The sequence below is a fragment of the Thermoanaerobacter sp. X514 genome (genome assembly GCF_000019065.1).
Taxonomy (GTDB): domain Bacteria; phylum Bacillota; class Thermoanaerobacteria; order Thermoanaerobacterales; family Thermoanaerobacteraceae; genus Thermoanaerobacter; species Thermoanaerobacter pseudethanolicus.
Genome location: NC_010320.1, coordinates 2,251,788 through 2,270,241, shown reverse-complemented (window position 1 = coordinate 2,270,241; position 18,454 = coordinate 2,251,788). Strand labels below are relative to the sequence as shown.

The following is an 18,454-nucleotide window of genomic DNA, read 5'->3' as shown; positions in this document are numbered from 1 at the left end:
ATTTTTTATGGAAATATAAAGGATTTTCAATAAATTTATAGAATAGATAATATAACATACATTAATGTAGTTTTAGGGGGATCTTAGGATGAAGATTGAAGATTTAAAAGGAAAATTTTTTATGGACAATTATATGGACATTGCTATTGAGGAATATTTAAAGTTCAAAGAAACTGTGGATTACGATGAAAAGTATAAAAGAGAAGTTTTAAGCGAAATAAATGATTATTTAAAAGACAAGCGTATTGCTGGGGAGAATGTTATAGAAATAATTAAGTATTTTCAAAGTAAAAATCCACAAAAGGGTGGTTTTGTTCATTGGTCGAATTTAGATGATTTATATAAATATGCAGAAGAAAAACCTTCAGAAGTAGCTGAATTGTTTAACTATCTATATGATGATTCGGCAGATTTAGAAGATAGAATACGAAGATTTGTGAATACTGGGGAAAGATATAATACTACTATTAAATTTGATACTTCTCTTTTTGGATATTTATTAGCAGGTTTTAGTTTAGAGAAGTATCCCTTGTATAGGGATCAGGCATTTAGAGAGTTTTTAAATTCTTTTGGAATTAATGAGTCTTTAACTGAAGATGTAGCAGATAAGTATTCTACCTATTATGAAGTTTGTAATATTTTGCTCGATTATTTTAAAGAGAAAAATTATATAAAAAATCCAGATATGTTGGATGCACAGGATTTCATTTATTGTCTTACCAACTACAAGGAACTGTATGTAAAAGTAAGTGTAAAGTATCTCTATGAACATGCAAAGGTATTGTATTCTTTTAGTAAGGATATAAATGCTTTTTTGGAATATTTAAAGGAATTAGATAGAGAATATTTACAAGTTTTATATGAAAGATACAAAGGTGATGAAAAAGTCAATGAAATTAGATTTAGAGTGTGTGAGATGATTTTAAATGGTGATTATGTGGATGAGAAAAATTTGGAGAGCATAAAGAATGAAGTTGCAAATAAACATGAAAAAGATATTTTAAAATCATGGAATGATTTTAAGATTTTGTTTCCATTATATTATGAAAAGTATAAGGAAAAAGTGAATATAGAAATTAGAAAAATTTACAATAGTATTAAATCGATATTTCCTAATTTTAAATTTAAAGAAAATAAATATATTAGTGATTTTTATGGACCACAGAATTTTGGAGGGAGTAGATGTTGGTTTGCAATATATCCCGAAAAGAAAAAAACACATAAAGAAGCTGCTCAGTTATTTTTTACAATTGGGGGAGATGAAACGGAAAAGTATTCTAATATTTCGTATGGTTTATATATAGGTGATGATATTAATAAAATTCTTGAAGAGAAAGGCACCAAAGAACACGATGATATAGAAACCATTGATAACCCTAATGATTTTACATATAAGAAAATGGTGAAGAAGTTTATTGAAGTTTTTGATAGGTTTAAAAAGATAAATGGTATAAATAGAGAGGACATTATTAAGGTGTCTCATGGGGAAAAGGATAAAAGCGGCGAGGAGGAGAAAGATGGCTTTCTTCATGAAATTGATTTTGAAAGAGAAATTAAAATAAATAATTTATTTTTTGAGGATGCAGAGGTTTTATCAAAGCAAATATCTACTGCTTTAAAATCAGGTAAACACATAATATTGGTAGGTCCTCCTGGAACAGGCAAGTCCAAACTAGCTAAAGAAATATGTAAAAGTTACGGAGTAGAATACGAAATGGTGACTGCCATGTCCGATTGGTCTACTTATGATACTATTGGTGGTTATAAACCTGATAGGGATGGAACTTTGTATTTTGATGAAGGCGTATTTTTACGGCTTTTTAAAAATAAGAAAAATAACAATTCCAATATCAAGTGGCTAATTATAGATGAAATAAACAGAGCTGATATTGACAAAGCTTTTGGTGTATTATTTTCTGCCTTAACAGGGGACAGGGTGACACTGAGTTTTAAGTCAAAATCTGGAGAGAATATAGTCATACGTCCGGAGGAAGATGATGAAGAAGAGGTAGAGATACAAGAACATGGGTATGTAATTCCTAAAGATTTTCGCATTATTGGGACTATGAACACTTACGACAAAACTTCTTTATATGAAATGAGCTATGCCTTTATGAGGCGATTTGCTTTTATTCCTGTTGGTGTGCCAAAAAACATTGATAAGGACCTTGTTGCGAAATATCTTAATATATGGGGGATAGAGGATAAAAGCATCAATAATGTGGATTTAAAAGAGGGACTGGCGGAGGTTTGGAATATTATTAACGAATACAGAAGAGTTGGACCTGCTATTATTGAAGACATTGCCAGATATGTTAGCGTTGAAGGGGATTACACTTCTGCTGTTATACTTTATGTCCTGCCGCAGTTCGAAGGCGTTATGGAAAATGATATTAAAAAATTTGCAGAGGAATTGTATAAAAGCAGTATAGGAGATTTTTCTAGACAAAAGGATAGATTGGATGGATTCATAAAAGACTTTTTTGGAATAAAAATGTGATTTTTAGGGGATTTGACTATGAAGACAAGTAAAGAAGTGCTTTTAGAATCTATCAAAGAGGATTTATTGGTATATTTAAAGTCTGGCAAATTATCTCCGCTACCTTTTTTGAATGAGTTAAATTTAAACATAAATAAGGTTGAAGATTTGTTGAAAATACATTTTTTATTAATGGATGAGGTTAAGGATTATATATTAAATCTTCCAATGATGATTAGGGAATTGAAGGTTTCAACTAATCTTACAAAGGAGATAAGTTATAATAAAATTAGAGGCAGCATAGATTGGAAAGAGACTATAAGACAGAGATTGAATACAAATTATAAAGATAAAACTCTTTTTTCTTATAATGAAAGGAATAAGCTTTATAATACCAAAGAAAATGTAGTCTTAAAAAAGTTTATAGAAGTTTTGTATGACATCGTTATAGGCCTTAATATGGATAGATTTACAGGTTATGATTGGTACGTAGAGGGAGAAAAAATAAATAAAATTGTAAAAGAGATATATGAAAAAAATGTTTATATGAGCAGGATAAATATTGAAGGTATAAATGTCACGGATAGGATGATTGAAGATGTTGCAAAAAACAGGAGTAAACTCTATAGTGATGCAGCTAAGCTTTTAAGAAAGTACAGACAAATTATAAATTTTATTGATTATGAAGAGATTAAAAAACTTTTTGAGAAAACTTTTATAGAAATTGCTGATGAAAATACTTTGTTTGAATTATATTGGGTTGTAAGAATTTTAAGAGATAACGCTTGTAATGAAAAAATGTATATCGTTGATGGCACGAATAATAAAATAGCGAGTTGGGAAGACGGAAATTTACTATACAATATTTATCACAACAGTACTGGTTCTGATAATCTAATATTTAAGATAGGATTTGAGGAAGTAGAAAATATTGAAAATGAATATTTTAGAAGGATGATGGCAGTAGTTAAAAAGACTCACGAGATAGCAGATAAACTTTTTGAAGATAAAGGTACTTTGGGCAATATCTTTTGGAGCGGCAGGCCGGATATAATAATAGAAATTATTGATAAAAACACAGGAAGAATAGTAAAAGTTATTTTAGGAGAAGTAAAGTATACAACAGATAGAGAATATATGATACAGGGTTTAAAGGAGCTTTTGGAGTATGTTTATTATATAAAGGAAAAGTCAATAAAAGGCATGTACGTTTTTGACAATCCACAAAGTGGCATAGAAGTGGAGGGTATTTTGTTTGTAGATAATATTGATTTTAAGCCGTTGCACAATGAGATTGTAAAGGTGTATGGGACGGATACTAAAGAGATTTTGCTATAACTTATCAGTAAGATTTGTAGGCTATTAAGTTACAACAGGTAAAACTTCAAATGGTAAAATGTATGTTAGAATTGTCGGTGCAAAAGAAGATGCCCAAAAAAAGGGCCGTGGTGATTAAGCTTGTTTATTTGCTTTTTGCGGTTTGCGTCCTGCAAAGAATTCTATTACAGCAAGAATTAGAACGATAACTCCCCAAACAGTCATGTCATGTTTAATAGAGAAAAAAGAGACAAATTTATCGAAATATATTGGAATTTTATTTATATTTATGTTGTTTTTTGGAGAATAAAATGGTAAAATTATAAATATAATAGTAAAATTGTTTTATTTTTTAGAAAAGAGGAGGGAAAAATGGAAAAGAAAACGATATTGCCAAGTGATAAAATTGAAGAGGAAATAAGAGAAAAAGTAGAAATTTGGGAGACAATACCAGCCAGAGAAGCTGAAGATTATTATTACAAAGAGATATTCCCATTGGTAATAGAAAAGTTTCAGTTAGATAATAATACTAATTTTCATGGAAGATATGAAAACCTGATTTTGTCATTAGGTTTTTCTTTTGAACCTCTCGTATTAACTATACATACTATATACAGTTTTTAGCCTACCTATAAGGGATTGAAACAATTAAAACGAAAAAGTTTTATCCATATGGTACCTTTTTTGGTAACAGATTTATATTAGAGCTTGAAGGAAGAGTTAATGGTGGTAGGCTTTGCAACAGTTTTTATTAATCTTAATTTTGCAAGTTTCCAAAAAATACGATAAAATTACAGTAAATTACCCGATTTGCAAAGCATGTGTGATGTTCTTCGTTATAAAAATAAGCTTGAAAAAGAAGTATTTAACAACGCAATTCAGCGTTATGTTAAAGAACAAGAGAAAAGTAATTTACATAAAGGATTTTCAATAACAAGTCATCTAATTTTTTACTGACATACATAAAAACGTACGTTATAATTAATTTAAAAGGAGTGATTTTTATGAAAACAATACCGGTAACAACGGTAAGACAAAATATATACAAAATTTTAGAACAAATAATGGTAAGTAATGAACCTATACAGATAACTTCTAAAAAAGGAAATGCAGTCTTAATTTCCGAAGAAGATTGGAATGCTATTCAAGAAACGCTATATTTGTTGTCAGTACCAAATTTAAGAGAAAGCATCATAGAGTCAGATAAAATTCCCTTGGAAGAGTGGAAGGATGAAAAGGACTTAGGATGGGATATAAATTAAAATTTTCTAAATACGCTCTAAAAGATGCAAAAAAATTAGAAGCGTGTGGACTTGACAAAAAAGCAAAAGAAATTTTAAAAATATTAAAAGAAAATCCGCATCAAAATCCTCCTCCATACGAAAAATTAAAAGGTGATCTCCAAGGGAAACTTTCAAGAAGAATAAATATTCAGCACAGAATAATTTATGAAATTTTAGAGGATGAACACATTATAAAGATGTATAGGATGTGGACACATTACGAATAGGAATGAATGCTGAGGAATTGGTAAGAAATGAATAATGCTATAAAATAGAGAATTTAGATAATTTCTACGGCAGGCTGGATATAATAATAGAAATTATTGATAAAAACACAGGAAGAATAGTAAAAGTTTTTTAAAAATTTTGTTTTACGGCTCAAACTTGTTAAAATAGAGTTAAATAAAAGAGAATGAGGGGAGAGAAAATGGGGGCTCTTGTCCTTCTTGTAGGGCTTCCAGGTGCAGGCAAGTCAACTTTTGCGGCAGAGCTCAAGAAAAAGCGGTACATGCAACAGAATATAACTTTGGTATCCAGTGCGTTAAAATAAGTCAGAACTTGTTGAAATTTTCTTAATATTTACATCAGCGATATTATATATTACCTTGAAAATAAGTAAGAGCAGATAAAATCCTGCTCCCTATCTAAAGTTTACAAATTCTTCTATGAAATAATCAATCGCATTTAATCGGCTCTTTATATGCAAACCAATTTTAGTCCTTTCACACAAATCAACCAATAAATGAAATAAATACTCATCTCTTACAAATATTTTCTTTGGTTTACCCATATTTAAAATATATGGAATTACCATATCAAAAACATATTGTACTTCATTATCTTCTGGAGAAAGAATATGTTGATCTATTATCATCCCTGATTTAGAATCAGCAAGAATACAAATTCTCCCTGCAATTGGTCTATCATATTCTTTATCTCTAATTATGGTATTCAAGTACGCTATATCAACTTCTATTTCGGCAGAAGTAGTTGGTTGCTTTGCCATTCTTGATAAAAGAAGCTCATCTTTTAATATAGGGATTAAATATTTTCTTTGGGGTAACAAAAGGGGTGCTGCTAAAGTAACCCATTCATTTTTTTGCTTATCGTATTTGTGAACTAGAGTTTCTCCCTCTTCGAAGTTAACTACAATATCTTCTTCAATGTAATTTTTTAGTGCTTGTAATAAATGTCTCATTATTGCTGTCTGTTTTAATACTTCTTCTTTATTCAAAATATAAGGAGCATATCCTTTCTTGAAAGATCTAAAATAGATCCAGTTATTTCTACCTCTAAACTTCAATCCCAGGGCCTTTACAATTTGCAATTCTTCTTTAAACAACTCTTCTCTATCCCCAAAATAGCATATAATTACATTATCTTCTTGAAATCGCTGAATTTGCTGTGGTGGCATATCAGTAGTCTCAATAATTTTATAAAAATTGTCCAAAGCATCAAACCCAAAATAAAAACCTATACCGTAAAATTCTCCTCCTCTTCCCATTACACTACAATATACTGGTTCTTCATTTTCTGGCAAAATTAATGTTATTATATCTACATCCCAAAAATATTTCCAAGGATTTAATTCCTTTATTTTAACAGTTACCTCATACAATTCTTTCCACTCTTCTAATGTCGCTTTTTCTTTCATTACTATTTACACCCTTCCTTATAAAATTTTCTTATGTCTTTTACATTGTAAGGCTCTTCAACCTCTTAATTCTCTCTTCAATCGGTGGATGAGTTGCAAATAACTTTTCCGCTCTTCCAAAAGGATTTGATATAAACAAATGAGCTGTTGCGTCAGAGGTAACTCTCATGGGTCTAGTATAATTACCTATTTTTTCAAGAGCTGATGCAAGACCATAGGGATCTCTTACAATATAGGCACCAGTTGCATCTGCCAAATATTCTCTTTGTCTTGAAATTGCAGACCTTATAATTAATACAATAAGAGGAGCAATAATAGAAAAAATAAGCCCAATAATGAGGAGAATTATAGCTCCATTGTCATTTTTATCTCTTCTTCTGCTTTCTCCCATTCCCCACCACATACTTCTTAGCATTACATCCCTGAGTAAAATTATAAGTCCTGCAACAACTGCAACAACCGTCATCAAAAGTATATCTCTATTTCTGATGTGAGATATTTCATGAGCTATTACTCCTTGGAGCTCTTCTCTATTCATCATTTGAAGTAGACCGGTTGTGACACAAACAGAAGCATGCTTTGGGTCTTTGCCCGTAGCAAAAGCATTAGGTTGGGATTCTTCCATTATATAAACATTGGGCTTTGGTATACCTGCTGCGAGAGCGACTTCTTCCACAATATTATGAAGAACATAATACTCCTCTGGATTTGCCGGAATGGCTCCCACCGACGCGAGAGCTATTTTATCTGACTGTTCATACGCTATCCAATTATACAGCACAATGAAAATTGCTAAAAGAACTATTCCTGTAAGTCCCCAGTTGAAATACCATACAAAAAAATAACCTATAGCAAAAAGTATAAGAGAAAATGTAACTATAAATAGATAAGTTTTCCTTACATTTTCTGCTTGAAGTTCATATAGAGTTTTTCTAGACATTACACTCACACCCTCGTTAATCAAAATTGAACATTAATAGGTCCTCTTTCACCTTCATCAACAGGATAATATTCCTTGGGTGTTAATCTCATCATATTTGCAACAATAGAAGCAGGGATTCTCTGTTGTGCTGCATTGTACTGCATGACTATATCATTATAAAACTGTCTTGCAAAAGCAATTTTATTTTCTGTATTAGTTAATTCTTCTTGGAGTTTTAAAAAATTTTCATTTGCCTTTAATTCCGGATAATTTTCTGCAACAGCAAAAATTGTCTTAAGAGCTTGTGTAATCTGATTATTAGTATCTCCTACTTCTTTTACTGATTGAGCTCCCATTGCCTTAGCCCTTAATTCTCCTAAATTTTCAAAAATCTCTTTTTCATGAGCAGCATATCCTTTTACTGTATTCACAAGGTTAGGTATAAGGTCATATCTTCTCTTTAACTGTACATCTATTTGCGCCCAAGCATTTTCTACTCTGTTTTTCAAATTAATAAAACCATTGTAAGTCACAATAAACCACAAAACTATAACTGCTACGATACCTAAAATTATCCATATCATTTGATTTCCTCCTTCATATTCATTATAAATTTCTGACCTACCATATTTGCTCCTTTAATTTTCTTACACTAAGTTTGACATTTTAATAGCTTTTATATTCTTGTTTTCTTAAATCTTTCTTAGTTTCATTATATTATATATCTATTATACATGCAACAGAATATAACTTTTGGTATCAGGTGTTCCAAAATAAGTTTAGATTATTTTTGTCATGGTATGTCGGAATTTTCTTAATATTTGTGTTGGATTTTGCTTTATAAAATGATAAAATTAAAATTAAGGTGTAGAAAGGTAGGGTGATATTTTATGAAAATTGGTGTTATAAGTGACACTCATGGAGATTATAAATCATGGGAAAAGGCGTGGGATTTTTTAAAGGATTCGGATATTATTTTACATGCAGGGGATGTTTTATATCATGGACCCCGTAATCCAATTCCTGAAGGATATGACCCTAAAAAACTTGCTGATGCAATAAATGCTTGTCCTGTTCCGCTTTTGATTGCGGAAGGGAATTGTGATGCTTATGTTGACCAAATGATGCTTGAGGTGCCTATACAAACGCCGTATGTTTTTGCTTTCATTGAAGGGAAGAGATTTATGATTAATCATGGTCACAGTATTTCTGACGAAGATATACATAAGTTGATTAAGAAGTATAAATTGGATTATTTTATAACGGGACATACGCATATTCCTTTAATAAAAAAGATTGAAAATTGTGTGGTGATTAATCCGGGTTCTACATCCCTTAGCAAACGGGAAGATAAGATTAATTCAGTAGGGTTTATTGAAGTTGAAAGTGGAAGTGTTCATATAATTGATTTGGAAAGCGGAAAAGATATTTTGTCTTTGGAATGATATGTAAGTACTATAATGATTTTAATATAGTCACCTTTATTACCTTATAATTAATCGAAGTTTGGGAATGACGTAAGACGAAAAAAGTTGATTATATTGTAACCAGAGATAAGATAGGATTTAGTGAAAAACGGTTAGAAAAATTTTCGCTGTATGTTATAATAAAAACAAAAAATTAAGAGGTGTTTTAAATGAAGTATATCAATATTGGTAATGGGGAGATAAAGGCATCGGCAATTGCATTGGGTTGTATGAGGATTGCTGATAAGTCTGTAAAAGAAGTGGCGGAACTTATAAATACGGCTTTAGAAGAAGGTATAAATTTTTTTGACCATGCTGATATATATGGCGGTGGCAAATCTGAAGAAGTTTTTGCTGAAGCTATAGATATGAAGCCTAGTATTAGAGAAAAAATCATTATTCAGACTAAGTGTGGTATTAGAAAAGGGTATTATGACTTTTCAAAAGAACATATTTTAAAATCTGTCGATGGAAGCTTAAAAAGACTCAAAACTGACTACATAGATGTTCTGTTATTACACCGTCCTGATACTTTGATGGAACCAGAAGAGGTTGCAGAGGCTTTTTCAATACTTCACAGCAGTGGCAAGGTTAGAAATTTCGGTGTAAGTAATTTTAATCCGATGCAGATAGAACTGCTTAGTAAGTATTTAAACCAAAAGCTTATCATAAACCAATTGCAGTTTAGTATTATGCATACAGGTATGATAGATTCTGGTTTTAATGTGAATATGAAAGTAGATCAGTCTATAGATAGAGATGGCAGTGTTTTGGAGTATTGCAGGTTAAAGAATATTACGATACAGGCATGGTCACCGTTCCAATATGGATTTTTTGAAGGCACTTTTTTAGGTAACGAAAAATTTAAAGAACTTAATGACAAAATTGACGAAATTGCTGCTAAAAAGGGTGTGCCAAATATTGCTATACCTATTGCATGGATTTTAAGACATCCAGCAAAGATACAACCTATTGTTGGTACGACAAATCCTTCTCGATTGAAAGATATATGCAAAGCATCAGAGATTGAACTTACAAGAGAGGAATGGTATGAGTTATATAGAGCTGCAGGAAATAAATTACCATAAAGGCGAGTATTATTTTTTGCCGGATATTCACGAGGGGTTTGGGCTTACTATAGGAGGAGTTATGGCAATATGTGAGAATTATGCCAATTGTAAATTTAATTACAAAAGAAAAGATTGCACCAGAAAAGAAGGAAGTTTTAAAGAAAGAATTTGCTAATGTGATGTACCATAGAAAATTTAGACAAAGTAATAGAGTTAACTGGTTTATTACCTTCTCAGTACATAGCAGAAGAAATTGTAAAAGATAGTCCTATTGAAATTTATAAGATTTTAAAGGGAGTTTATGTAGATAAATGGGGTAAACCAGATAAAACTGCCATTGATTTTACAGGTGGCACTAAAGCTATGTCTGCAATAACGGGTATTCATAGAGTTATTAAGAAGTTTTGTAAAACAGGAATTACATGTTAGAAATATGGACAGATATTAGAAAAAGGGCGAGGAAAAAGGATATCAAATTGCCAGATATAATTCCGATAGTGTTGTATAATGGGGAAGAAAAATTATTAGATAGTATAGATTACAAAGAAATATTGTTCAAAATTTATCATTTATGATATATAATAATATTAAAAAGACTAGAATAAGGATAATGATAAAAATGTAGAGCAAGCTATTTAGTATAACAAAGTGTATAAATTTATTAGCGGAGTATGTAAATTACAAAGAAATTCTAACTTTCACGAAACCTTTGGAGAAAACTTTGTAGGATTTCATAATAGTAGGATGTAAAGGGGTATGATAATGGAATTATTTGTAAAAGAAATACTCAATTTTCTACCCAGAGAATTAGCAGTTCTATTTATAGCAGCATTGCCAGTAATAGAGCTTAGAGGAGCAATTCCAATAGGCATATCTTTAGGGTTATCTCCTTTTTATGCCACGATTATAAGCTTGATAGGTAGTATGATACCGGCACCCTTTATATTATTTACCATTAAACCTATATTTAATCGTCTTAAAAAAACGAGATTATTTAAAAAGTTAGTAGATAAGCTTACAGATAGATCTTTAAAATATAATGGGGAAAAAATACAGAAATATGGCGTATGGGGGCTTGTACTGGTAGTAGCTATTCCTTTGCCTGGAACGGGAGTATGGAGTGGAAGTTTGGCTGCAGCTCTTTTAAACATGAAATTCAAGCAGGCGCTTTTGGCCATATTTATGGGAAATATTATAGCAGCCATTTTAATTATGATATTGAGTTATGGCGTAGGAAGTTTGTTTTTCTAACCATTTAATTAAATAAAGGGGTAACTTACTCGTAAATGCTTGTGTTATACAACAATAAGCGAAAATATAGAAGAACAAATTAAACAATATATATTCAAATTAACAAAAAATAGTGGTAAAATAATATTTACAAACAATAATAGCTAATGGCAGTTTGTGAGGTTTTTGTTTTCTGCAATGGCCTAAAACAATTTACTTTTTGGAGGGAGAATGATGGAAGGATTAATGTGGATAGCGCCCGTCTCGGGCTTACTTGCACTTTTGTTTGCCTTCATTAACGTCATGAGGGTTGTCAAGAGCCCTGCAGGGAACGAGCGTATGCGCGAAATATCCGACGCCATACACGAAGGTGCCATGGCTTTTCTCTTCAGGGAATATAAAACCTTGGCGATATTCGTTATTATAATGTTCCTAGTTATAGGCACATTTATAAACTGGCAGACGGCCATAAGTTACATAACCGGGTCTATAGCTTCTGTTCTAGCGGGATTTATCGGCATGAGCGTCGCTACCAGAGCCAATGTAAGAACCGCCAATGCGGCACGGGAAGGAATGAATAAGGCCCTTTCTATAGCTTTTTCCGGCGGCACCGTTATGGGGATGTCGGTGGTTGGCCTGGGTCTTCTGGGCCTTGGGATACTATACTTCCTGTTCGGGAACCCGTCGGATGTAAAAAGCTTTGACGTCATCAATGGTTTTGCCCTCGGAGCTAGTTCCATAGCTCTGTTTGCCCGGGTGGGCGGGGGAATATATACTAAAGCTGCCGACGTCGGAGCAGACCTGGTTGGTAAGGTGGAAGTCGGCATACCTGAAGATGATCCCAGGAATCCGGCGGTAATAGCTGACAATGTAGGGGATAACGTAGGTGATGTGGCTGGTATGGGGGCCGACCTTTTCGAATCCTACGTGGGTTCAATAGTGTCCGGTATAGCCATTGGCGCCGTTGCCATCAGTCCTATGACGGGACAACCATATGGTATTAAGGGCATCATCTTCCCAATGCTTGTGGCGGCGGCGGGAATAATAAGCTCCATCATTGGTACTCTGTTCGTGAGGACCGGAGAGGGAGCCGATCCCCAGAAGGCTCTCAGCAAAGGGAGCTTTGCCAGCGGCATCTTTGTGATACTGGCCACTTTCTTCCTCAGCAGGTACTTCCTGCGGGAAATAAACGCTTTTTATGCGACTGCTTCCGGTATCGTGGTGGGTATTATTATAGGAATGCTTACCGAATATTATACTTCTTCCAACTACAACCCAGTGAAAGAAATCGCAAAATCATCCCAGACCGGCCCAGCCACTAACATTATAACAGGCCTGGCGGTCGGAATGAAAAGTACAGCTCTGCCGGTGCTGTTTATAGCCCTGGCGGTAATTATATCCTATAAATTTGCCGGCCTCTACGGCATAGCTCTCGCGGCAATCGGTATGCTGTCTACTACGGGCATGACCGTTGCGGTAGATGCCTACGGGCCCATAGCCGACAACGCCGGTGGTATTGCGGAAATGGCCGAACTTGACCCATCTGTCAGAAAAATCACCGATAAGTTGGATGCGGTCGGAAATACTACGGCAGCCATGGGCAAAGGGTTTGCCATTGGTTCCGCAGCGCTGACGGCTCTGGCGCTGTTCTCGGCATACACTACAGCCGCCGGTTTGAAAGAGGGTATTAACCTTCTGCGGGCCGATGTTATAGTCGGTCTCTTCATAGGGGCAATGCTGCCCTACCTGTTCTCCGCGATGACCATGGAAGCGGTGGGTAAAGCGGCATACCAGATGATCGAAGAGGTTCGCAGGCAGTTCAGGGAAATACCGGGCATAATGGAAGGAAGGGCCAAGCCTGATTATGCAAGGTGCGTTGATATAAGCACTAGAGCGGCTCTTAGGGAAATGATAATTCCTGGTCTTATTGCTGTTATTGCACCACTAGCCATTGGGTTTATATTTGGCAGAGAAGCTCTGGGAGGGCTTTTAGCTGGTGCCCTGGTGACCGGTGTTATGTTAGCAATCCAGATGGCTAACTCAGGCGGAGCTTGGGATAATGCCAAAAAGTATATTGAGGAAGGAAATTATGGCGGCAAGGGTACGCCCACCCACGCGGCGGCCGTTGTGGGAGATACCGTGGGCGACCCCTTCAAAGACACTTCGGGCCCTTCTTTGAACATACTGATAAAACTGATGACTATCGTGGCTCTGGTTTTCGCACCGCTGTTCATGAAGTAATCTTGAAAAAGACTCCTGTGGGGTTTTTCCTCAAAGGAGTCTTTTTTATTTTAGCACTTCTAATAACAGAGGAACTTATTTTAAACACCCATTGATTTAAAACTATTTGTGTGATATCATAAAAACTATCGGAGGGATTCTTAGTGAAAGAAAGAGCTATTGTTGTTTCAAAGAGGGGCAACCAAGCCGAAGTTGAAGTGATACGGACGTCTGCCTGTTCAAAGTGTAGGGCTTGCAGTAGCGGCTCGAATAAACAGACCTTAAAAGTTTGGGCTGAAAATGAAACGAATGCTGAAGTAGGCCAGATAGTGGAAATCGAGATGGAGTCTAGGGCGCTGCTTTCCGCTACTTTTATACTTTACGTGATTCCGCTGGCAGGTTTTCTTTTGGGAGTGGTCCTGGGGTTGAAGCTGGCAGATATCCTGAATATCATATGGAGGGAGCTTTTTTCGTTCATAATGGGACTTCTTTTTATTGCACTGGCTTTCGCAGGTATATACGCTAACAACGGTTTTTTTGAAAAGAGCCGCATGTTCACTGCGAAAATAGTGAATATTTTGGACAACCAGCCTAAAAAACATTGACAATGATATAATTCATTGTCAATGTTTTTTTGCTTTTGGGGGCTGAGTGCGAAGCATGACGAAGAATACCATACAGGAGGGGAATATTTAAAAGTGTGATATAATAAAATTAAAAAGGAAATGGTGAAAGAATGGATAATTGAGAAAAATTGCAACATTGGTGATATGTTTTTTATTGCAGGACGAAGACTTTCTCGCAACAAAGCTAAAAAATTACTAAAGAGGGATTACAATACTTATTGTACGCCTGACACCTCTTGCAGTTTAAAAGGTGAAGATTAAAATTTTAAAAAGAGGTGAACATATGTTTAAAGGCATAAAGAATTTGTTTAAAGGCATAAAGAATTTGTTTAAAGGCAGACATCGTCCGAAGTTTATGGCTTTAGACTTTATTAAATACATAGGACCAGGGTTACTAGTTACTGTTGGTTTTATTGACCCGGGGAATTGGGCTTCTAATGTTGCTGCAGGGTCATCATATGGTTACAAGCTTTTATGGATGGTAACTTTATCTACTGTTATGCTTATTATACTCCAACACAATGCTGCACATCTCGGCATAGTTACAGGTTATTGCATGTCTGAAGCTGCAAGTAAATTTTTGCAACCTTCTGTGTCCAAATTTGTGCTTATTTCAGCAGTTTTAGCTTCTATACTTACGGCGATGGCGGAAATTTTAGGAGCTGCAATAGCTCTTCAAATGCTTTTTAAAATTCCTATAAAGATAGGAAGTTTGATTACTGTTGTTTTTGTGTCATGGATGCTTTATACAAATTCCTACAAAAAGTTGGAAAAATGGATTATAGGTTTTGTATCACTTATCGGCATTTCTTTTATATTTGAGCTTTCATTAGTTGATGTAAAGTGGACAGAAGCAGTTGTAAGCTGGGTGAAACCAGAATTTCCGCCTGGTTCAATGCCTATAATCATGAGTGTGCTTGGTGCTGTTGTTATGCCCCACAATTTGTTTTTACATTCAGAGATAATCCAGAGCAGGCAGTGGAATTTAGAAGATGAAGAAATAATTGTAAAGCAGCTTAATTATGAGTATTTTGATACTATTTTTTCCATGGTAATAGGTTGGGCGATAAACAGTGCGATGATTATTGTTGCTGCATCAGCCTTTTTTGCTAATCACATAAGTGTTACAGAATTAGACCAGGCACAGCAGATGTTAAAACCTCTTTTGGGAAATGCGTCAGCAGTTGTTTTTGCTTTAGCTCTTCTTTTTGCAGGAATTTCTTCATCTATAACAGCAGGAATGGCAGGTGGAAGTATTTTTGCAGGGATATATAAAGAGCCTTATGATATAAATGATATTCACACAAGAGTTGGAGTGGGAATTACATATATTTTTGCAGTACTCCTAATATTCTTTGTAAAAAGCCCCTTTCAAGGATTAGTTTATTCGCAGATGTTTTTAAGTGTACAGCTTCCCATTACAATTTTTTTGCTCATTTATTTGACTTCTTCAAAGAAGATAATGGGAAAGTTTGCAAATACATTGCTTTATAAGATATTGTTGTGGACTACAGGAATTATAGTGACAATTTTAAATGTTATGCTTCTTATAAGTTTTGTGGTGTGATTGATATGAATGCTATAAAATGGTAGAATATATGTAAAGAATTTTTGTGTGGTGATAAAGATGACTATTTCAGATGAAGAAAAAAGGAAAATAAGAGAAAACTGGCGCATAAGAAGTGAAAAAGAAAGAGAAAAAGAAAAGATAAGAAGAAAAGAAGCGATGGATAGAGTCTATAAAATTGCTAAATTTTTAAAAGAAAAATATTCAGTAAAGAGAGTTATTTTGTATGGTTCATTGGCAAGAGAAGGGCCTTTTGATGATTTGTCCGATATTGATATTTTTGTAGATGGATGGGATGACAGTAAATTTAATTATTGGTCAATGTTTATTGAGGTAGAAGATATTGCAAGACCTTATAAAGTGAGTGTAGTTACACAAAAAGATGTTGGGCAGGCTTTGCTAAAGGAAATAGCAAAAGAGGGGAGGGAAATAGTTTGACAGATGCTGGTAAAATAAAAGTTGCTTTAGCGAGATTGCAATTAGAGCTTGAAAATATACAAAAACTTTATGATACTTTAAAGGATAAAGGCATGCTAAAAAGTGATAAGCATAGAAAGGAAAAATTAGCTGATGATTTTACATTAAGAGCAATTGGATCTATTTTTCACGATTTTTATACTGCGGTTGAGAATATGTTTAAGATTGTCGCTAAAAATATAGATGGTTCAGTTCCGTCTGGTTCTGAGTGGCATTTAGAATTACTTGAACAGATGTCTGTTGCTATACAGGGAGAAAGACCAGCTTTTATAAGTGTAAATACTAAATTATTGCTTAATGAATTTAGAGGATTTAGGCATATATTTAGAAACATTTACGGATTTAATCTTATGCCTGAAAGGATAGAAAGATTATTAGAAATTTTCCCTGAAACGGTAGATGAATTAAAAAAAGATGTAGAAAAATTTATTGCAGAGATGGAATCTATTATAAAAGAGGAGTAAGGCTCCGCTTCGCTTCGATTCAGAATGATAAGATAGAAGTCTCCAAAATAGCACGCGACCCTTATTATTTCCACTAATTGTGAGAAATGATAAGGGTTTTTGTTTTAAAAAGTCAAAAATAAATTGAAATGAAGCAGTATTAAGTTTACAATATATATGAAATATAAATGCAAGGTGAAGTGTTATGGAAAATAAACTTGACTTGAATGTGATAAAACCGATTGAAGAGGTAAAGTATTTATCTGCTGAGAATGCGTCGCGATATCGCCTCATCATGAGGTATTTTTATGAACAGTACCAGAAATTTAAATATTGGCTGTACAAAGAGGATGTATATGAATATGTAAGTCAATTTGATATGTTTGCTGACTATACAATGGAAAAATGTGAGCAGGACTTAAAAGCACTTACTGAATGGAAAAACCTTATTGCGACACAAGATACCAGTAAAGCTTCTACGATTGACGAATTTAAAAACAAAAAATTCAGGTATCAGCTGAGTCCATATTCTATTGAGATAGAGAGAATGACCATAAGGCTGGAAAGCATCGTCGGTTATGGTGGGTCACTACAGCCGTCTTTATTTGAAAGGATTTACCGCAATTTAATAAAGATAAATGAAATGGCGAAAAAAGAGGATTTACAGGAAATAAACAGATGGTGGGAAGACCTCAATACCGACTTTGAAAATATATATCACAATGCGACAGATTACATTGCAAGTCTTCAAAGCTCTAACGCTGATGAACTTATGAAGTCAGAGCAGTTTATCATTTACAAAGACAAACTTATAGAATATTTAAGAGATTTTATAAAAGACCTTCAGAGATTTTCTGTTGCCATAGAGAGTTTTTTGAAAAAGGTGAGTCCGGAGATTGTCAATTCCGTTGTAGATAAGTTATGCCAATATGAAATGAGTATCCCAAGAATTGACAGGGTTTTAAATGAAGAGGAAGTAAAAGAAGATTTGATGGATAAGTGGAATAACATATCTTTTTGGTTTACAGGTCATAATTTTGAAGACAGCGAGGCAGTAAGGCTTCTTAATATATCAAACGAAATAATCAGAAAAATAACAATGTATGCGGCGAGAATAGCAGAAAACAGGATGAAAGCTGCCAGCAGAAAGAATGAATATATTGCTCTTTCTAAAATGTTTGCAAAAGCAAGTAATATAAAAGAAGCACACCTTTTGTCTGCGGCGGTTTTCGGTTGCTTTTACACAAGGCACATAAAAGGTGATTTTGAAAGAAAGACAGAAAGTGTAAACCAGAGCGTATGGGAAGAACCGCCCTTTAAAGTGATTATAAAGCCAAAAACAAGGAGCTACAGTAATTCTGTTAAGACAAATGCGATTATTGATAGAAGTGCTGACAAGACGGAGATGCTGATGGACTATCTCAATCAGAAAAATATAGAAGATGAAATAATAGCAAGTTGCATTGTTGGCAATAGAATAAGGATAAAGGATTTACCTGTTGTAAAACCTTTTGTGAGGGCAACGATACTTAAATGGATAGGAAAAGCGATGGCAAGAAATGGCTTTATAGGTAAGACAGAAGATGGAAGAACATACAAGCTTCATATGCCAAAGAATGGTGAGAGGGCAATACTAAAATGCACAGATGGTAATCTTGATATGCCTGATATTGTAATTGAGTTTGTTGATTGAAGGTGAA

General features: G+C 33.9%; 22 protein-coding genes. 19 read left to right on the top strand and 3 right to left on the bottom strand.

Going from position 1 to position 18,454, the window contains the following annotated elements; genetic code table 11:
* Positions 1–88 precede the first annotated feature (88 nt).
* The 6 genes from TETH514_RS11400 (at position 89) to TETH514_RS12630 (ending at position 5,629) form a co-directional block, all read left to right on the top strand.
* Positions 89–2,500 (top strand): AAA family ATPase, encoded by a 2,412-nt coding sequence (locus tag TETH514_RS11400; protein WP_004397274.1) that lies wholly within the window; start codon positions 89–91, stop codon positions 2,498–2,500.
* An 18-nt stretch (positions 2,501–2,518) separates the two neighbouring features.
* Positions 2,519–3,817, top strand: coding sequence for a hypothetical protein (locus TETH514_RS11395; protein ID WP_003867775.1), 1,299 nt, complete (start codon positions 2,519–2,521; stop codon positions 3,815–3,817).
* 351 nt (positions 3,818–4,168) lie between these two features.
* A complete protein-coding gene (locus TETH514_RS11390) occupies positions 4,169–4,420 on the top strand; it encodes a hypothetical protein (RefSeq protein WP_003867774.1) in 252 nt (83 codons plus the stop codon).
* Positions 4,421–4,800: 380 nt separating this feature from the next.
* Positions 4,801–5,058, top strand: coding sequence for a type II toxin-antitoxin system Phd/YefM family antitoxin (locus TETH514_RS11385; RefSeq protein WP_003867773.1), 258 nt, complete (start codon positions 4,801–4,803; stop codon positions 5,056–5,058).
* The gene (locus tag TETH514_RS11380; protein ID WP_003867772.1) at positions 5,043–5,306 is read left to right on the top strand and encodes a Txe/YoeB family addiction module toxin; all 264 of its coding nucleotides are present in this window, start codon (positions 5,043–5,045) and stop codon (positions 5,304–5,306) included. The genes TETH514_RS11385 and TETH514_RS11380 overlap by 16 nt, the downstream gene beginning before the upstream one ends.
* A 200-nt stretch (positions 5,307–5,506) precedes the next feature.
* Positions 5,507–5,629 carry a hypothetical protein gene (locus TETH514_RS12630; protein ID WP_003867771.1) on the top strand — a complete coding sequence of 41 codons (123 nt, stop codon included), beginning with the start codon at positions 5,507–5,509 and terminating at the stop codon, positions 5,627–5,629.
* A gap of 90 nt (positions 5,630–5,719) precedes the next feature.
* On the opposite strand, the gene TETH514_RS11375 is transcribed toward TETH514_RS12630, so the two are convergent.
* From TETH514_RS11375 to TETH514_RS11365, 3 genes are read right to left on the bottom strand one after another with little or no spacing between them, the layout of a single operon-like run.
* Positions 5,720–6,733 carry a hypothetical protein gene (locus TETH514_RS11375; protein ID WP_003867770.1) on the bottom strand — a complete coding sequence of 338 codons (1,014 nt, stop codon included), beginning with the start codon at positions 6,731–6,733 and terminating at the stop codon, positions 5,720–5,722.
* Between the two features lie 40 nt (positions 6,734–6,773).
* Positions 6,774–7,673 (bottom strand): zinc metalloprotease HtpX, encoded by a 900-nt coding sequence (gene htpX / locus TETH514_RS11370; protein WP_012268785.1) that lies wholly within the window; start codon positions 7,671–7,673, stop codon positions 6,774–6,776.
* Positions 7,674–7,693: 20 nt separating this feature from the next.
* Entirely contained in the window at positions 7,694–8,239 is a 546-nt protein-coding gene (locus TETH514_RS11365) for a LemA family protein (RefSeq protein WP_003867768.1), read from the bottom strand.
* Positions 8,240–8,545: 306 nt separating this feature from the next.
* Between TETH514_RS11365 and yfcE the strand changes: the two genes are divergently transcribed.
* The 13 genes from yfcE (at position 8,546) to TETH514_RS11315 (ending at position 18,447) form a co-directional block, all read left to right on the top strand.
* Positions 8,546–9,100: a phosphodiesterase gene (yfcE, locus tag TETH514_RS11360; RefSeq protein ID WP_003867767.1), complete on the top strand. Its 555-nt coding sequence runs from the start codon at positions 8,546–8,548 to the stop codon at positions 9,098–9,100.
* Positions 9,101–9,291: 191 nt separating this feature from the next.
* A complete protein-coding gene (locus TETH514_RS11355; protein ID WP_003867766.1) occupies positions 9,292–10,209 on the top strand; it encodes an aldo/keto reductase family oxidoreductase in 918 nt (305 codons plus the stop codon).
* A gap of 71 nt (positions 10,210–10,280) precedes the next feature.
* Positions 10,281–10,457, top strand: a complete 177-nt coding sequence (locus TETH514_RS12975) for a hypothetical protein (protein ID WP_232195842.1) — start codon at positions 10,281–10,283, stop codon at positions 10,455–10,457.
* Complete coding sequence (locus tag TETH514_RS12445; RefSeq protein WP_081448152.1) at positions 10,378–10,620, top strand: hypothetical protein; 243 nt, start codon at positions 10,378–10,380, stop codon at positions 10,618–10,620. The genes TETH514_RS12975 and TETH514_RS12445 overlap by 80 nt, the downstream gene beginning before the upstream one ends.
* Positions 10,614–10,766: a hypothetical protein gene (locus TETH514_RS12625; protein ID WP_003867764.1), complete on the top strand. Its 153-nt coding sequence runs from the start codon at positions 10,614–10,616 to the stop codon at positions 10,764–10,766. The genes TETH514_RS12445 and TETH514_RS12625 overlap by 7 nt, the downstream gene beginning before the upstream one ends.
* A 187-nt stretch (positions 10,767–10,953) precedes the next feature.
* Positions 10,954–11,442 (top strand): small multi-drug export protein, encoded by a 489-nt coding sequence (locus tag TETH514_RS11345; RefSeq protein ID WP_012268784.1) that lies wholly within the window; start codon positions 10,954–10,956, stop codon positions 11,440–11,442.
* Positions 11,443–11,655: 213 nt separating this feature from the next.
* On the top strand, positions 11,656–13,662 hold the full coding sequence (locus TETH514_RS11340) for a sodium-translocating pyrophosphatase (RefSeq protein WP_003867762.1): 2,007 nt from the start codon (positions 11,656–11,658) through the stop codon (positions 13,660–13,662).
* Between the two features lie 143 nt (positions 13,663–13,805).
* Positions 13,806–14,246 (top strand): SoxR reducing system RseC family protein, encoded by a 441-nt coding sequence (locus TETH514_RS11335; protein WP_003867761.1) that lies wholly within the window; start codon positions 13,806–13,808, stop codon positions 14,244–14,246.
* A 123-nt stretch (positions 14,247–14,369) separates the two neighbouring features.
* Positions 14,370–14,528 (top strand): hypothetical protein, encoded by a 159-nt coding sequence (locus TETH514_RS12620; RefSeq protein WP_156770527.1) that lies wholly within the window; start codon positions 14,370–14,372, stop codon positions 14,526–14,528.
* Positions 14,529–14,550: 22 nt separating this feature from the next.
* Positions 14,551–15,834 carry an Nramp family divalent metal transporter gene (locus TETH514_RS11330; protein WP_009052683.1) on the top strand — a complete coding sequence of 428 codons (1,284 nt, stop codon included), beginning with the start codon at positions 14,551–14,553 and terminating at the stop codon, positions 15,832–15,834.
* 60 nt (positions 15,835–15,894) lie between these two features.
* Positions 15,895–16,272: a nucleotidyltransferase family protein gene (locus TETH514_RS11325; RefSeq protein ID WP_003867759.1), complete on the top strand. Its 378-nt coding sequence runs from the start codon at positions 15,895–15,897 to the stop codon at positions 16,270–16,272.
* A complete protein-coding gene (locus tag TETH514_RS11320; RefSeq protein WP_009052682.1) occupies positions 16,269–16,775 on the top strand; it encodes a hypothetical protein in 507 nt (168 codons plus the stop codon). Before TETH514_RS11325 ends, TETH514_RS11320 begins: the two co-directional genes overlap by 4 nt.
* 184 nt (positions 16,776–16,959) lie before the next feature.
* Positions 16,960–18,447 (top strand): TIGR02677 family protein, encoded by a 1,488-nt coding sequence (locus TETH514_RS11315; protein WP_003867757.1) that lies wholly within the window; start codon positions 16,960–16,962, stop codon positions 18,445–18,447.
* Positions 18,448–18,454: the final 7 nt, after the last annotated feature.

What these genes read in the sequence shown, in the direction of transcription:
- TETH514_RS11380 (WP_003867772.1), top strand. Translation starts at nt 5,043, where the DNA reads ATGGGATATAAATTAAAATTTTCTAAATACGCTCTAAAAGATGCAAAA.
- TETH514_RS12630 (WP_003867771.1), top strand. Translation starts at nt 5,507, where the DNA reads ATGGGGGCTCTTGTCCTTCTTGTAGGGCTTCCAGGTGCAGGCAAGTCA.
- TETH514_RS11345 (WP_012268784.1), top strand. Translation starts at nt 10,954, where the DNA reads ATGGAATTATTTGTAAAAGAAATACTCAATTTTCTACCCAGAGAATTA.
- TETH514_RS11330 (WP_009052683.1), top strand. Translation starts at nt 14,551, where the DNA reads ATGTTTAAAGGCATAAAGAATTTGTTTAAAGGCATAAAGAATTTGTTT.
- TETH514_RS11340 (WP_003867762.1), top strand. Translation starts at nt 11,656, where the DNA reads ATGGAAGGATTAATGTGGATAGCGCCCGTCTCGGGCTTACTTGCACTT.
- TETH514_RS11390 (WP_003867774.1), top strand. Translation starts at nt 4,169, where the DNA reads ATGGAAAAGAAAACGATATTGCCAAGTGATAAAATTGAAGAGGAAATA.
- TETH514_RS11375 (WP_003867770.1), bottom strand. Translation starts at nt 6,733, where the DNA reads ATGAAAGAAAAAGCGACATTAGAAGAGTGGAAAGAATTGTATGAGGTA.
- TETH514_RS12625 (WP_003867764.1), top strand. Translation starts at nt 10,614, where the DNA reads ATGTTAGAAATATGGACAGATATTAGAAAAAGGGCGAGGAAAAAGGAT.
- TETH514_RS11325 (WP_003867759.1), top strand. Translation starts at nt 15,895, where the DNA reads ATGACTATTTCAGATGAAGAAAAAAGGAAAATAAGAGAAAACTGGCGC.
- TETH514_RS11400 (WP_004397274.1), top strand. Translation starts at nt 89, where the DNA reads ATGAAGATTGAAGATTTAAAAGGAAAATTTTTTATGGACAATTATATG.
- yfcE (WP_003867767.1), top strand. Translation starts at nt 8,546, where the DNA reads ATGAAAATTGGTGTTATAAGTGACACTCATGGAGATTATAAATCATGG.
- TETH514_RS11395 (WP_003867775.1), top strand. Translation starts at nt 2,519, where the DNA reads ATGAAGACAAGTAAAGAAGTGCTTTTAGAATCTATCAAAGAGGATTTA.
- TETH514_RS11365 (WP_003867768.1), bottom strand. Translation starts at nt 8,239, where the DNA reads ATGATATGGATAATTTTAGGTATCGTAGCAGTTATAGTTTTGTGGTTT.
- TETH514_RS11355 (WP_003867766.1), top strand. Translation starts at nt 9,292, where the DNA reads ATGAAGTATATCAATATTGGTAATGGGGAGATAAAGGCATCGGCAATT.
- htpX (WP_012268785.1), bottom strand. Translation starts at nt 7,673, where the DNA reads ATGTCTAGAAAAACTCTATATGAACTTCAAGCAGAAAATGTAAGGAAA.
- TETH514_RS11315 (WP_003867757.1), top strand. Translation starts at nt 16,960, where the DNA reads ATGGAAAATAAACTTGACTTGAATGTGATAAAACCGATTGAAGAGGTA.
- TETH514_RS11385 (WP_003867773.1), top strand. Translation starts at nt 4,801, where the DNA reads ATGAAAACAATACCGGTAACAACGGTAAGACAAAATATATACAAAATT.